Below are 15,091 nucleotides of genomic sequence, written 5' to 3'. Positions count from 1 at the left end.
CTCTCGTCAGTTCAGCAGGCCGGTGTGCCTGCGTCCGGTGGTCATGCGCGGCAACGTGAGGCCGAGGGCGATCATGGCGACCCCGAGCCCGAAGTGCAGCCAGTTGTCGGCGGTGTTGAGCGGAACGAAATTCGCGTCGCTCGCCTCGTCGACGATCAACCCGTACAGCCACAGGACCAGATAGATCGCCCCGCCGCCGACCAGGAAGCCCGCTGCGGCGTTGGCCGCTCGGGACGCGAGCAAGCCCGCTACGCCGAAGGCGAGGTGAACGATGTTGTGCAGGATGGACACCTGGAAGATCCCGAGCAGCTTGGCTTGGGAGTGGTGTCCGGCCCAGTCGAGACTGTCGTAATCGGTCGTGACACCCGGAATGAAGCCGAGAATGCCGACGAGCAGGAATACCGCGCCGACAGCGAACGCGGCGATTCGCACCGGGGACCACACGTTGGTCCGCGTGGTGGCATCGAACGTTGCCATGGCAGATGCCTTTCTGTGTGCAGGCAACTGGGACACCGGTCGCATACCCGGGCTATGGGCCGACAAACGGGCGGCCGAACGCGGCGAACCCCGCCCGGCTGTTGGCCGAACGGGGTTCGCGCTGGTGAGAGGGTGTTCTAGCGGTTCACTTCGCGGGCGGGGTGAACGGTGCGTTGATGGTGGTGAAGTACTGGATGGCCGCGCCGATGGCGACCGGTGCGGTCACGAAGATCTGCCCGGCGAGAGTTCCGAGGGCGCCGACGGCGAGGATGCCGCCGATGCAGCCGACGGCGGCGGCGGGGATGAAGGGCCCGAAGAGGCCGACGATGGTGGCCGAGGCGACCGTCGCCCCGACGATGCCGCCGAGCACGCAGCCGACGGCGCCGCCGCCGAGGCCGCCGACCAGGGTGCCGATGCTCGCGCCCATGCCGATCGTGCTGGTCATGCGAGACCAGGCGTCCTTTTCCCTGTCGTATTCGTTCTTCCAAGGGGCCTTGTCCTCGAAGGGCAGGGCGACCGGCTTGTAGACGGCGTTGTCCATCGACAGCTGCGGGGTGAGCGTGGCGGTGCGGTCCGCGATGTCGGCGGCGATGGGGAATTCGAAGTCATCGATGCGCAGCGTGAGCGGGGTTCCGGCGACGACGGTGCCGTCGGTGGCCTTGATCTTCAAGGCATTGTCCTCGACGACGAGCGAGCCCGCGTCGATCGAGACGATCGAGGACGTCTCCGTGGCGTTCGCCGTGAAATTGATCGCGGCGGGTGCGGCGTCGTCGAGGGGTGCGGCCGAGCCGGTGCCCGCGGCGATGCCGACCGCGCCGGTCATGAACGCGGCGGCCAGGGCGAACTTCGTGATCTTCATGGGCTGTGCATTCCTTGTTGTCTGGGCTGTCGCGGGCGCGACAGGGCGACGGCCGTACCTATGACGAATCGGCAGGCCGTGAGGTAACGCGCCGGGGTGGTCCCGCGCGGCGCGGATAAGTCAGCGGGAGATCAGGACGCGGTGGCGCGCAGCCGTCCGACGAGCCCGACGGCTACGTCCACGGCCAGGAACGCGAGCAGGCTCAGGCCGACCAGCGGCACGAACCAGCCGACGACCAACGCGGCCGCGAGCACGGGCAGCGCGAGCCACGGCGACGTGCCGCGCAACGCGCCGCGGCGCGGAGCCCGGCCGAGCGCGAACCGCGAGCCGCGGGTCGGACGCCTGCGCCACCACATCAGGTAGCCGAACACGATCACCACGATCAGGCCGATCATCGCGACGAGCAGCAGCAGCTGATTCGGCAGACCGAACAGCAAGCCCATGTGGAACGCGATGCCCCAGTTGGTGAGCTTGGCCATCAGCGGCCAGTCGGCGAAGGCGAGCCGATCGGTGATGCTGCCGGTGGCGCCGTCCACCGCGACCGCGTCGACGCTGTAGGTGCCCGGCATGCGCCGTTCCTTCACGCCGAACGCCTTCTCTGGGGTGGCCGGAATCGCGATCTCCACCGCCTGGGTGATCCCGGCGGCGCGCGCGGACTCGTACACCCGGTCCACCTGCGCGATCCGGGCTTGCGGATCGGTGGGCTGCGGTGCGTGCGCGTGTCCGCCGCCGTGGTGATCGCCACCCGAGGAGTGATCGGGCGCGGTCGATCCCGGCAGGGCGGTGCTCACGGCGGGCGTGGTCCAGCTCAGCTGCTCGCGCAGCTCGGTGATGTTCTCGCCCGCGTAGGTCGACCAGGTCATGCCGGTGGCCGACAGCAGCAGGATCAGCGGCAGGATCCACACGCCGATCGCGCCGTGCCAGTTCATCGTCCGGCCGCGGCCGCCCTTGGAGCGGTCGGGGGCGAACAGCCAGGCGGCCGAGTTGCGCTGCCTGCGCGAGCGCACGCGGCGGAACCACAGCACCAGACCGGCCAGCGCGATGACCCACAGCCAGGAGGCGGCGAGTTCGCTATAGAGCCTGCCGGGTTCGCCGAGGTGCAGATCGCGGTGCAACTGGTCGATCCAGGTGCGCAGCGGCAGCGCTTGCGAGCTGCCGTAGATGACCGATTCGCCGACCGGCTCGGCGGTGTAGGGGTTGACGAACACCGCGCGGCGCTCGGATTCGCCCAGCGACGGGTCGGTGAAGATGACCCGGGTGGTGTCCTCGGGTCCGGGCGCGGGCGAGACCGCGGCGAGCGCGAGTTCCGGCCTCGTCGCCACCGCGGCGGTGACCTGCTCCGCCAGCGGGCGCGTCGCTTCGCCCGGTTCGACCGTCAGCAGGTCGCGGGAGACGAACGACTCCAACGTCGGCGAGATGGCGTAGAGCGCGCCGGTGACGGCCGCGATCAGGATGAAGGGCGCCACGAAGACGCCCGCGTAGAAGTGCAGCCGCATGGCCAGCGCTTGCATGCCGTTGCGAGCCGGGGACTTGCGCCGCCCAACGGGTTCGGGCGGCGGCGCCGAGGATTCGGCGTCGGGGGTGATGGTTTCTGTTGTGCTCACGGTCGTTTCGTTTCTGAGGTTCGGAACCCCGGTGGGTGCGCGAGACACCGCGCGCGACGCACACCGGCCGCACCGAGGAGTGCTCGGTGGGTGGAATGTGTGACATCGCTGGCGGCGAGAGTCCGGACGCGCACGACAAACAAGCGTCGGAACGCGGGACGGCGGCGGGAACGCGAACAGCGCGTTCGTGCACCGGGTGTGGGTTGAATCAGACGTGAACGAGCCGCGGCGGGCCACGGGTGCGCAGCGTCTCGGCGGCGAGAATCCGCAGGACGACGCGGTCGCGGTGGGTGGTGCGCAGCGGAGCCGGATCAGCGACGACCGGCACCCGATAGAGCACCGGCAGCACCCGTGCCAGGACGGCGGTACCGATCCGATAGGCCGCTTCGGCGCCGCGTATGACAACGGCGGCGACGCAGGCGGCGACGATGTGCGCGGCGAGCATCTGCGGGGTCAGCTGGGCGTCGCCGTGGTGCAGGTGCCCGGAGCTGAAGCCCATGGCGACGTGGCCGAGCAGCTGACCGCCGACCAGCGCCGTGATCAGACCCGCCGCGGTGTCGCGCAGCGGAGCGAGCCCGGCCACCAGCGCGCCGACGACCGCGGACGCCGCGGCGAGCAGGGCGAGGGTGGTGCTGTCGGGGGCCATGCCGCCCGAGGCCCAGCCGTGGGCAGCGATGGAGACGGTTCCCGAGATCGCACCGGCCGACCCGCCGCGCAGCCGCGCGACGGCGCTGCGACGTCCCGCAGCCGACCGGTCGAACTCGATACTCACCCGCTGATGATAACGGACCTGTTACTGGTCGCCGACCACACTGAGCGACCGCCGGAAAACAGCTCCGACCAGGCGGTTCCGTATGGAAGCTTCGGGTCAGGTCCGGTCGGCCTTGAACTGGTTGATCGGGCCCTTGTCCATCTTCACCTCGACGCGGCCGTCGGGTCGCAGGTACGCCGCGGGCCGGAATTCGGAGAACCGCTTGCTGTAGAGCTCGAGCCGTTCGATGAGCACGCCCTCGGGACGGTTGTAGACGATGCCGGGCACGCACGTGAAGATCCAGCTGGACTTCTTCGCCTGATCGGCGGGGATGACCACCTGATCGGCGCCGTTCTCGATGGCCAGCGACACCCGGTATTTGAAGAACGACCCGGTGCCGTTGTTGATCGCCGAGTACGCCACGGGCACGATCGCGACGATCTCGGGGGCGAAACGGACCTCGATGATCTCCTCGGCCTGCCCGCCGCCGCTGCGCACGTGACCTCGGCCGCGGTCGCCCAGGTGCCGGACCAGATCACGGTATTGCGGATTGGCCGGGGTGTCCTTGGCGTCGAAGGTGGCGACGTGCACGACCTCCCCGGTGTTCAACACGACCAGGGCGTAGGCCTCGTAGTCGGTACCGCTGGCCCATGCCACCCGTAGTCGGATCACCGGGGATTTCTCCAGCAAGACGGGTGGGGCGTTCTTGGTCAGGGTGACCGCGCCCTTGGAGAAGTTCACGCCGGGCGGCGGGGTCTGTGGGGGAATGCCCTGCGGTGACGAGGTCGGCGAAAAAGCTTGCGCGGCATGCGGGTCCGGTGGCGAGCCGGAAGTCGAACCGGCGGGCGGTGCTGGCGGAGACGGGAATCGTTGCGGGACGGCTTGATACGGATCGGGCGGCGTGCCGAAGCTCGCGCAGTGCTGTGCGGCAGCAGTATTCGCACTGTGTGGCTCGTCGTCTACGGAGATGCCGAAATCGGTGGCCAACCCGGCCAATCCGGTCGCGTACCCCTGCGCCACGTTGCGCAGCTTCCAGCTGTTCGCGCGGCGATACACCTCGCCGAGGATGACGGTGGTCTCCGAACTCAGTCCGGTGATCGGCAGATCGTGGGCGAGCCCGCCGTCCTCGGTGATGCGGACCGCGAGCGGAATGCCGCCGAACACACCGTTGTCCACCGACGCCGCCACGACAAGCCGGTCGGTCACCGCGCCGACGCTGGGCAGATCGATACTGATCGCGCCGTCGGTCAGGCGCACCGCACCGTCCGGCGAGACCGGCTGGTTGTAGAAGACGAATTCGCTGTCGTCACCGACTTTGCCGTGGTCGCGCACACAGAGCACCGAGAGATCGATACCGGCGGGCGCCACGGTCACGTGCAATCGCCCGCCGCCCAGCGCGACGTTCCCACCTTTGCCGATCACGCTGGACATCGCGCCCCTGTCGCTCGAACTGCCTTCTCGCGCAAGCCTAATACCGACAGACCGGGCGGTCGACAGCCCGCGCGGCCCCGGTTCTCGACGAAACGGGCGCCGCGCGAGCGATCACGGAATCAGTTCTCGATCTCCATCTCGATCAACGGCTTGCGCAACAGCTTGCCGGTGGCGTTGCGCGGCAGTTCGTCGAGGAAGATCACCTCGCGCGGCACCTTGTAGCGGGCCAGGTTCGCCCTGACGTAGTCCTTGATCTCCTGCGGATCGCGCTTGGAGTCCGGGCCCGGCACGACGAACGCGCGCAGCCGCTTGCCGTACTCGCGGTCGTCGACGCCGACCACGGCGGCCTCGAAGATGTCCTCGCGCCCGGCGATCAGGTTCTCCACCTCGAGCGGGAAGACGTTCTCGCCGCCGGAGACGATCATGTCGTCGTCGCGGCCGTCGATGTAGAGCAGGCCGTCCTCGTCGAAGTGCCCGACGTCGCCGCTGGACATCATGCCGTCGACGATCTCCTTGGTTCGGCCGTCGGTGTAGCCGCTGAACGCGAATCCGTTGTCCACGAAGATGGTTCCGGTGACGTTCGGCTCGGTGATCGGCTTGCGGTTCTCGTCGAGCAGCACGATGCGGATTCCGACGGGCGCGCGGCCCGCGGTAGTCGGCGACTTGCGCATGTCCGCGGGGGTGGCCACGGTCATCACGGCGCACTCGGTGGAGCCGTACAGGTTGTAGAGGCTGTCGTTGAAGTGGTCCAGCGTGCGGGTGACCACGTCGGGTGCGATGGCCGAGCCCGCCGCGAAGATCACCTTGATGCTGCGCACGTCGTACTTGGCGAGCACGTCGTCGCCGAGATCGAGGATGCGCTGCAACATGGTCGGCACGACGACCAGCGAGTCCGCGCGGTACTTGTCGATATTGGCCAGCGTCTGCTCGGGATTGAAGCGGCGCTGCTGGAAGACGACCCGATTGCCGAGCGCCAGACCCAGGGTGAACTGGGAAAGGCCGGTGCCGTGGAAGATCGGCGCGGCCATGATCATCGTGCCGTTGGCGGGCAGCGGCACCCGGTCGACGAACTGCGCCGAGGCGAACGGGCTGACCCGGTCGCGCGGCGCGCCCTTCGGGGTGCCGGTGGTGCCGCTGGTCAGGATGACCATGCCGCCGGGCTTGGCCGGGGCGGGCAGCGGCGCGGTGGACCGGCCGGCGGACAGCGATTCGACGGTCGGAATCGACGGATCGGCGTTGTCCTTCTCGTCCACCCAGGTGAGGATGCGCGGGATCTCGGCGGGGATGGCGCTCATCAGATCGAGGAACTCGCTGTCGTGCAGCACGGCCTTGACCTTCTCGCGCGTGGCGACGTCGGCGAACTGCGGCTTGGCGAATCCCGTGTTCATCAGCACCGCGCGCACACCGAGCTTGCCCGCGGCCAGCAGGCTGAGCACCATGCCGCGGTGGTCGCGGGCCAGCACGGCGACGACATCGCCCGCCCGGATGCCCTGAGCTTCCAATCCGCGCGCGAAGGCGTTGGACTGCTCGTTGAGCTGACCGAAGGTCACCTCGCCGCGCTCGTCCACGATGGCGGCGGCATGCGGCCTGGTCTGCGCGGCGTGCATGACGACACCGGCGAACGGACCGAACTTCAGCACGTTGAACGCCGAGCGTGCCGCGTGGTCGGGGCGCAGCGGGTTGAACAGACCCCGCTTCACCATGACGTTCACGCCGAGTGCGAGATCACCGGCCTTGCGAACGGAACCGCCGAGCGCGGGAAGCGACAAAGACATAAGGGACAACCTTCCGCGGTCCAGCCACCGGGACTCGGGGTGGTGTGGACCGCAACATCGAGATCCAGTGCTAGCGCTAACAATAGCAAGCAACTGTTACCGAGTGTGTCATCCATCTCACCGCGTGCGGGTCTTGTCTTTGAAATCCCTCGCGGGTCGCGAATCGGTTGCGCGGCAACGGCTCCGATTCGCGACCCGCGATCGGCCTAGACCTGGTACTCCACGAGCACCCGGCGCAGCAGCTTGCCGGTCGGGTTGCGGGGCAGATCGTCGAGGAAGACGACCTCGCGCGGCACCTTGTACCTGGCCAGGTTGTCCTTGACGTAGGCCTTGAGTTCCTCGCCGTCGGGCGTGTGGCCCGGCTCGGGGACGATGAAGGCGCGCAGCCGCTTGCCGAACTCCACGTCGTCCACGCCGATCACCGCGGCGTCGAACACGTCAGGGCGCTCCAGCAACAGGTTCTCCACCTCCTGCGGGAAGACGTTCTCGCCGCCGGAGACGATCATGTCGTCGTCACGGCCGTCGACCATCAGCAGACCGTTGTCGTCGAAGTGCCCGACGTCGCCGCTGGACATGTATCCGTCGATGATCTGCTTGTTGCGGCCGTCGGTGTAGCCCTCGAACGGCGCGCCGCTGCGCACGAAGATGCGCGCGGTGACGTTGCGGCCGGTGACCAGCTGGTCGTTGTCGTCGTAGAGCCGAACGTCGCAGGTGATCGGCGGGCGCCCGACCGTGCCGGGGGCCTGCGCCAGCTCTTCCGGCTTGGCGATGGTGGCGATCGCGACCTCGGTCGAGCCGTACAGGTTGTGCAGCACCGGGCCGAAGACCTCGGCGGCGCGCACGCACAGTTCGGGCGAGAGCGCGGAACCGGCGAGCACGATGGCCTTCAGCGAGGAGGTGTCGTACTTGGCGCGCACCTCCTCGGGCAGCTCTACCATGCGGTGCAACATGGTCGGCACCGCGACCAGCATGTCGGCCTTGTGGTCGGAGACCATCTTCAACGTCGCCTCGGCGTCGAAGCGGCGGCGCATCACGATCTTGTTGGACAGCACCGTGCCGACCAGCCAGGTGCCGAGACCGGTGCTGTGGAAGATCGGCGAGACGATCACCATCGTGCCGAACTTCTGGAACGGGATGCGGTCGACGAACTGCGCGGTGGCCATCGGCGTCACCTTGGTGCGCGGCGCGCCCTTGGGCAGGCCGGTGGTGCCGCTGGTGAGGATGATGAAGCCGCCGGGCTTGCTCGGCGCGGGCAGCGGCTCGGTGGAGTTCGCGGCGATCAGGTCGTCGAAGGTCTGCGCGCCCTGCGGCAGCTGAGCGCCCTCGTCGACCCAGGTCAGGTAGCGCGGCAGGTCGGCGGGCAGCGCGTCGAGCAGCCCGAGGAACTCGCTGTCGTGCAGCACCGCCTTGACCTTCTCGCGGACGCACACCTCGGCGAACTGCGGCTTGGCGAAGCCGGTGTTCATCAGCGCGATTCGCGCGCCTAGTTTGCCCGCGGCGATCATCGACATGATCAGGCCGCGGTGGTCGCGCGCCAGCACGGCGACCACGGTGCCCTCGGTGATGCCCGCCGCGTGCAGGCCGCGGGCGACGGCGGTGGACTGCTCGTCCAGCTCGCGATAGGTCAGCTCGCCGCGTTCGTCGGCGAGGGCGACCCGATCCGGCGCGATGCGGGCGGAATGCCGCACCAGGGCCGCCTGCGGGCCGAACGCCTTGGTCTCGCGCATAGTGCGCAGGGTTTCCAGCGGTGCCTTGGGATCGCTGACTCCACGATGCCGCAGCACCCCCAGGGCTTTCACGGTTTCCAGCGCACGCGCCACGCTCACCTCGAACTCCTCCACTGAACATTCGCGTCGGCACTCGACCTCGCGATGCGGCTATGTGGATGCCTACCGTAGCAGCGAACGTGTCATGGGTCACATTGGAAGGCGACAAAGCGGACAATGGTCCTGTGTGACGTGGCATCGTCGGCGCGGGTCTCTCCGGGCGGCGCCAGTGGCTCGCTCCCGCGGCCTCGCCACCCGCCCGAGCCGACGCACGACACCCGCCGCCCGGATGGGACACCGACATGTCGAGAAACCTGACCCAACTGGAATTGCTGATCGAGCTGGAGCCGATCGTCGAGCGCGAACTGAATCGGCACCTGGCGACGGCCAAGAACTGGCACCCCCACGACTACGTGCCCTGGGGTGAAGGCCGCAACTACGCCGCGATGGGCGGCGCCGACTGGGAGCCGGAACAGTCGCGGCTGTCCGAAGTGGCGAGAGCGGCCATGGTGGTCAACTTGCTCACCGAGGACAACCTGCCCTCCTACCACCGCGAGATCGCCGAGGGCTTCTCCCGGGACGGGGCATGGGGCACCTGGGTCGGCCGCTGGACCGCCGAGGAGAACCGGCACGGCATCACGATGCGCGACTACCTCGTCGTCACCAGGGGAGTGGACCCGGTCGCGCTGGAACGCGCCCGCATGGTGCACATGACCAAGGGCGCCGACACGCCCGCAGCCTGGGACCACGACAACAACGCGCTCTACGGCTTGGCGTACGTGACCTTCCAAGAGCTCGCCACTCGGGTGAGTCATCGCAATACCGGCAAGGTCTGCGACGATCCGATCGCGGACAAGATGCTGCAACGCATCGCCGCCGACGAGAACCTGCACATGGTCTTCTACCGCAACATGTGCGAAGCGGCCCTCGAGCTCACACCCGACCAAGCGCTGGAGGCGATTTCGACAATCGTGCGGAGGTTCCGGATGCCGGGCATCGGCATGCCGGACTTCCGTCGCAAGGCGGTCCTCATCGCCAAACATGGCATCTACGATCCGCGCCAGCACCTGGACGACGTGCTGATGCCGGTGTTGCGGAAGTGGAACATTTTCGGCCGCAGCGATTTCGGACCTCGCGGCGAGCGATGCCGGGAGGAGTTCGGCACGTACGTCGAGCAGTTGGATCGGGACGCGGCGCGGTTCGAGGAGCGGCGCGACCGGATATTGATGGCGGAAGCGGCTCGCCGATTGGCCGCGGAGACAGGAGATTCCGGGCGGGGGTGATTGTGTCGCGGCGGCGCGGTGGCCGCCGCGACGAACCGAGGGTCAGTTGTAGACCGCGCCCATCGAGGGGACGGAGATGGTGCCGCGCTGGTACTGGTAGCCGTCCGGGTTGGCGTCGCTGACCGGGACCGACCAACGGTGCCACAGGGTTCCGAACACCGCGGAGACGATCATGCCGGGGCCGAGGTCGAGCGCCCTGGAACGGATAGTGGTGTCGACCGGAACGTCGTTGTGCTCGTAGAGCACCTCGGTGCCGCTGCGTCCGTTGGACAGATTGACCCACAGCGCTTCCATCTTGGCGCCGCCCTGGTTCGGCGAGATGGTGCCGGGACCGCCGAAGAAGCCGAGGCGGAAGCCGTCGGTGCCCAGCGCGATGCCCGACCCGTACACGCCGGGGCCCCCGCCGCGGCCGATGTCGGACTGGGCCGGAATCTGGAACGGCTGGGCGGGCAGCGCGACCTTGCTCTTGGCGGGCAACCGGTCCCGCTCGGCGAGGAGTCGCTCGATCGCCTCCTCCGCCAAGGGATTACCTTCGGCGGCCTCCCGCAGCTTCTGCACCGCGACGCCCCAGTCCACGGTCGGGACCTCGGGCTCCGCCGCCGCGCTCCCGCTGAACACCGTCGCCAACACGGCCGAAATGGCCGCCGCCGCGGTGAGATGACGCTTGAAACTCAGTCGACGCATAACCAATCTCCTTGCCAGAGTCCTTGGTACAGCCTTACTGAAATTCCTCCGCTGATTCGCGGTAACCCCCCGGGACCCTACCGACCCTCGAAACCCCACCACAACCCACCCCGAACAACAGCTGGCTCAGGCGCACAACGCAGGCCGCCGACCCGGCAGGGCTACCCACCGGAGGTCGTGACAGCCACGAAGACGCGCTCGCGTGCGGGCCGCGAGCCACCGATCGTTGCACTCACGCGCGCATTGTCCGCCCGCAGAACGTCGCGATCGTGAGATCTGTTGGGACACAGCGCTGTTCACATTGTTCCCTGGGGCACTTTCCGATACCGTGTACGACGGAATGTGGCCCGGCCGCATACCTGCGCAGAACTCGCAGATGAGGGGGAATCATCCATGATTACAACTTTTTCGAGCAGGCGCGTGCGCCGATTCGGTCTCGGTGCTGCGGTGGCCGCTGCGGTAATGGTGCTCGCCGCGCCCACCGCCTCTGCGGCTGAAGCTCGCTTGACGATGTCCTCGGACAATGGGACCTACTCTGTCTGGTCAACCTATTCGCTGACGATCACTGCGGACCCCGCAATGGAAGGGACAGCGACCTTCTGTACCACCGTCGATCGCATAACGACCTGTTACCAGCCGATCCAATCATCGAACGGCACCGCAACGATGCAATGGACACCGTCGAAACAGGGCACATATGACATCGAGGCCAAGTATGTCTACGCCGCTCCGGACGGGCCCAACGGTAGTTACGGACTCCGTGCTCGTGCGACTATCCGTGTCTACTGCCCTGGCCATCAAGGGCAGTCGTGGAACTGTCCGCGCCCCTGAGGACTATCCGGCCGGTGCAGGTGGCCGGTTCGAGGCTCCGGTCATCCCACCGGTGACGGCTGAGTTGGCCACCGCAGAAACTGCGCCGCCCCGGTAGCTTTCCGACGATGACGGCCTACGGGCGGCCTGAGCGAGCGGTCGTGCGATGGGCTCGACATCAGAGACGACGAAACAGGTGCGGGGCCACCCGACCCCGCACCTGTTTCGCTTCAGGTCAGCGCGTCACTTGAGTTCGGCGCTGGTCTTGCCGAGCACCCGCCGCGCCACGATGAGCTGCTGGATCTGCTGGGTCCCTTCGAAGATGTCGAGGATCTTCGAGTCGCGGCCCCACTTCTCCAGCAGGGTGCGCTGGGAGTAGCCGATGGTGCCTGCCAGTTCGACGGCCTTGAGGGTGATGTCGGTGCCGGTGCGGCCCGCCTTGGCCTTCGACATGGAGGCTTCGAGCGAGTTGGGCTTCTTGTTGTCGGCCATCCACGCCGCGCGCAGCGCGAGCAGGTAGGCGGACTCGTAATCGGCTTCCATGCGCAAGAATTCGGCCGCCGCGGCGTGCTGGTTGATCGCCGGGGTGTCGTAGGAAATCTCGATACCCGCGGCGGTCAGGATGGCGCGCAGCTCCTCGAGCGCGGCACGGGCCACGCCGACGGCCATCGCGGCGACCAGCGGGCGGGTGTTGTCGAAGGTCTGCATGACCCCGGCAAAACCCTTCTCCACGTTGACTTCCGGGCTGCCGAGGATGTTGTCGGCGGGAATCCGGCAGTCCTGCAACAGGAGCACGGCGGTGTCGGAGGCCTTGATGCCGAGCTTGTGCTCGAGCCGGGCCACCGACAGGCCCGGAGCGTCGCGCGGCACGACGAACGACTTGATCGCCGCGCGACCGAGGCTCTTGTCGACGGTCGCCCACACCACGATGTGGGTGGCGCGCTGACCAGCGGTGACGAAGATCTTCTCGCCGTTGAGCACCCACTCGTCACCGTCGCGCACCGCGGTGGTGGTGACGGCGGCGGAGTCGGAGCCGAACGACGGCTCGGTGATGGCCATCGCGGCCCACACCTTGCCGAAGCGCTTCAGCTGCTCGTCGGTGGCGACGGCCGCGATGGCCGCGTTGCCGAGACCCTGGTAGGGGATCGACAGCATCAGGCCGACGTCGCCCCACGAGGTCTCCAGGGCGTTCAGCAGCGCGGACATGTTGCCGCCGTTGGTGTTTCCGAGCAGCTCGGTGGCGTGCGCGTCGGATTCCTCGGAGCGGCCGCCCGCGGCGCCGCCGATCTTCTGGGTGCCGGAGTCGGCCAGGCCCTCGACCATGGCGGCCATGGTGTCCAGCTCGACCGGGTACTCGTGCTCGCCGAGGTCGTACTTGCGCGAGATCGGCCGGAAGATCTCCTTGGCGACCTGGTGGGCCTGGTTGGCGCTGGCCCGCAGCTTCTTGGGGAGTTCGAGATTGATCATTGTTGAAGGTCTCCTGAAGGAAGGAACGAGCCGATCAGATGAGCACGACACCCTCGGCGACGCCGACGGCCCGCAGATCGCGGTACCAGCGCTCGACCGGGTGTTCCTTGGTGAAGCCGTGGCCGCCGAGCAGCTGCACGCCGTCCAGGCCGATCTGCATGCCCTTGTCGGTGGCCAGCTTGCGGGCCAGCGCCGCCTCGCGACCGAAGGACAGGCCCTGCTCCGCGCGTGACGCACCCCGCAGGGTCACGAGCCGCAGACCGTCGAGCTCGATGGCGATGTTGGCGACCATGAACGCCACCGCCTGGCGGTGCGAGATCGGCTCGCCGAACGCCTCGCGCTCGTTGACGTAGGGGATCACGTAGTCCAGCACGGCCTGGCTGGTGCCGGCGGCGAGCGAAGCCCAGCCCAGTCGCGCGAGGCGCACCGCGTCGGCGTACTCCTCGGCGCGGGTCTTGGCGTCGCCGTCGCCGAGCACGGCGTCGGCGGAGACCGCCACGTCGTTGAGCAGCAGGCGGCCGATGCCCGCGGCGCGCAAACCCATGCTCGGGTCGGCCTCCACGACCAGGCCCGGCGCGTCGGACTCGACGATGAACAGGGCGGGACGGCCGTCGAGCTCGGCGGCGATCAGGAACAGCTCGGCGTCCGCGGCGGCGGGCACCAGGCTCTTGACGCCGTTGAGGCGGTAGCCGCTCGGGGAGCGGGTGGCCTTGGTCTGCAGGGCGAACGGGTCGAACAGGGCGCGCGGCTCGTTGATCACGACCGAGGCCTGCGGCACGTTCTCGCCGGTGAAGGCGGGCAGGTAGGTCTTCTGCTGGGAATCGGTGCCCCACTGGGAGAGGGCGACCGCGACGCCGCTCGGCGCCAGGATCGGCAGCGCGAGGCCCATGTCACCGTGCGCGAGCGCCTCGGCGACCATCGAGTTGGTGACCGCGCCGCGTTCGGAGGCCGCACCCTCGAGCTCCTCGGGCACGTTGATCAGGGTGATGCCGAGTTCCGCGGCGCGCTCGAGCAGGTCGCGCGGCGCCTTGGCGGAGTTGTCGGCCTCGTAGGCCGCGGGGCGCAGGATCTCGGCGGCGAATTCGCGTACGGTCTCGACGATCATCTGCTGCTCGTCGGACGGGGTGATGTCGAAGAGGTCCTTCTTCTTCGACTCGTTGTCCGCGAGCCGCTTGGGGGCGCCGCCGCCCGCGACCTTGTTGAACGCGCGGGTGGCCGCACCCAGGGTGCGGAAGCCGGTCTTGGTGCCTTCGTAGGTGACTCGCTCGATCGGCTTGCGCAGGTTGTACTTCTCGGCGAGCTCCGACCCGGTGAGGGTTGTCATGACCCGCATCGCGGCACCCATCCAGTCCCGCTTGGGCTGGTTGAGGCCGACGGCTGACGTGTCTGGACGTCGCGTCGTTGCGCTGTCTCGAGTGCTCATCATCACCTGTTTTCTCGGGTGGGTGGGTGAGGTCTTGTCCCAGCTATCTTACTCCTGAGTAAGGCAATCTTACTCCAGAGTAAGAAGACCGTCGAGCGGCCATCGGAGTCGATGCTGCCGGAGGTTGCCGACGCATGCTGGACGGTCGACCGATTCGCCTCTCGATCCCAGGTGCCCGGCATTTTTTCAGTGATACCTCACGTATTGCCGAATAGTGAAACGAATGTACTTCACAATGCTGCGGATTCGGCTACGGTGTCGGCACATAGTTGCCCCCGAAATGGAGGTCTTGTTCATGAAACGACTTGTGGTATTGGCCGGGTTCGCGGTGGCGGTGGGATTGTGCGCACCGGTCGCGGGCGCCGCGCCCGGACTGCCGTTGACGCCCATCGATGTGGATCCGGGCGGCCCGCCGCGGGTCGATTTCGGTTCCGGCGCACCGGTGTTCGATTTGGGCTCGGGCGAGGGCGGGACGGGCATCGACCTCGGGTCGGGCGAGGTCGGATTCCCGTCCGGGTCGGCGGGGTCGGGATCCGGGGAGTCCGGTTCGGCGACGGGGTCGGGAACCGGCTCCGCGCGGCCGGGTAGCGCGGGCTGACGGAGGCGGCTCCGCGGGGCCGTCGCATCGGACGGTGCGTTGGTCTCGCGTGGCCGGGATCAGCCGCCGTTCACCCCGCTGGTGGCCAGGGCGATGTCGGCGATCGATTCCGAATCGTTGCCGCTGCTGCGGGCCCCAGCCGTGCTCGCGGCGACACTCGGGG

At 68.1% G+C, this 15,091-nt stretch carries 12 protein-coding genes; 2 read left to right on the top strand and 10 right to left on the bottom strand.

All coding sequences use genetic code 11. From position 1 onward, the window contains the following. Positions 1-6: 6 nt before the first annotated feature. From T333_RS10135 to T333_RS10105, 7 genes are all read right to left on the bottom strand, one after another. Positions 7-477, bottom strand: coding sequence for a DUF4383 domain-containing protein (locus tag T333_RS10135; protein WP_355003865.1), 471 nt, complete (start codon positions 475-477; stop codon positions 7-9). Positions 478-622: 145 nt separating this feature from the next. Then, entirely contained in the window at positions 623-1,336 is a 714-nt protein-coding gene (locus tag T333_RS10130; RefSeq protein WP_357256294.1) for a DUF8020 domain-containing protein, read from the bottom strand. Between the two features lie 131 nt (positions 1,337-1,467). Continuing rightward, complete coding sequence (locus tag T333_RS10125) at positions 1,468-2,940, bottom strand: PepSY-associated TM helix domain-containing protein (protein WP_496424313.1); 1,473 nt, start codon at positions 2,938-2,940, stop codon at positions 1,468-1,470. 208 nt (positions 2,941-3,148) lie between these two features. Further along, a complete protein-coding gene (locus T333_RS10120) occupies positions 3,149-3,712 on the bottom strand; it encodes a hypothetical protein (RefSeq protein WP_355003862.1) in 564 nt (187 codons plus the stop codon). Positions 3,713-3,808: 96 nt separating this feature from the next. Next, the gene (locus T333_RS10115) at positions 3,809-5,122 is read right to left on the bottom strand and encodes a TerD family protein (RefSeq protein WP_496424312.1); all 1,314 of its coding nucleotides are present in this window, start codon (positions 5,120-5,122) and stop codon (positions 3,809-3,811) included. Positions 5,123-5,241: 119 nt separating this feature from the next. Next, positions 5,242-6,897 carry an acyl-CoA synthetase gene (locus T333_RS10110; RefSeq protein ID WP_357256297.1) on the bottom strand — a complete coding sequence of 552 codons (1,656 nt, stop codon included), beginning with the start codon at positions 6,895-6,897 and terminating at the stop codon, positions 5,242-5,244. A 206-nt stretch (positions 6,898-7,103) separates the two neighbouring features. Beyond that, entirely contained in the window at positions 7,104-8,723 is a 1,620-nt protein-coding gene (locus T333_RS10105) for an acyl-CoA synthetase (RefSeq protein WP_355003859.1), read from the bottom strand. 242 nt (positions 8,724-8,965) lie between these two features. Here T333_RS10105 and T333_RS10100 point away from each other — a divergent pair, with 242 nt between their 5' ends. Next, complete coding sequence (locus T333_RS10100) at positions 8,966-9,946, top strand: acyl-ACP desaturase (protein ID WP_496424311.1); 981 nt, start codon at positions 8,966-8,968, stop codon at positions 9,944-9,946. A 42-nt stretch (positions 9,947-9,988) separates the two neighbouring features. Here the strand turns inward: T333_RS10100 and T333_RS10095 are convergent, their stop codons facing one another. The 3 genes from T333_RS10095 to T333_RS10085 all read right to left on the bottom strand — a co-directional run bounded on the left by T333_RS10095 (position 9,989) and on the right by T333_RS10085 (position 14,336). Continuing rightward, the gene (locus T333_RS10095; protein ID WP_496424310.1) at positions 9,989-10,630 is read right to left on the bottom strand and encodes a hypothetical protein; all 642 of its coding nucleotides are present in this window, start codon (positions 10,628-10,630) and stop codon (positions 9,989-9,991) included. A 1,053-nt stretch (positions 10,631-11,683) separates the two neighbouring features. After that, positions 11,684-12,907, bottom strand: coding sequence for an acyl-CoA dehydrogenase family protein (locus T333_RS10090; RefSeq protein ID WP_355003851.1), 1,224 nt, complete (start codon positions 12,905-12,907; stop codon positions 11,684-11,686). Between the two features lie 34 nt (positions 12,908-12,941). Beyond that, complete coding sequence (locus T333_RS10085; RefSeq protein ID WP_496424309.1) at positions 12,942-14,336, bottom strand: acyl-CoA dehydrogenase family protein; 1,395 nt, start codon at positions 14,334-14,336, stop codon at positions 12,942-12,944. A gap of 289 nt (positions 14,337-14,625) precedes the next feature. Between T333_RS10085 and T333_RS10080 the strand changes: the two genes are divergently transcribed. Beyond that, entirely contained in the window at positions 14,626-14,928 is a 303-nt protein-coding gene (locus T333_RS10080; protein WP_496424308.1) for a hypothetical protein, read from the top strand. The last annotated feature ends 163 nt before the right edge of the window (positions 14,929-15,091 follow it).

Source organism: Nocardia sp. CNS-044 (genome assembly GCF_059570515.1).
Note: the sequence above shows the minus strand (reverse complement) of the source record. Positions and strands in the feature narration are given on the sequence as shown.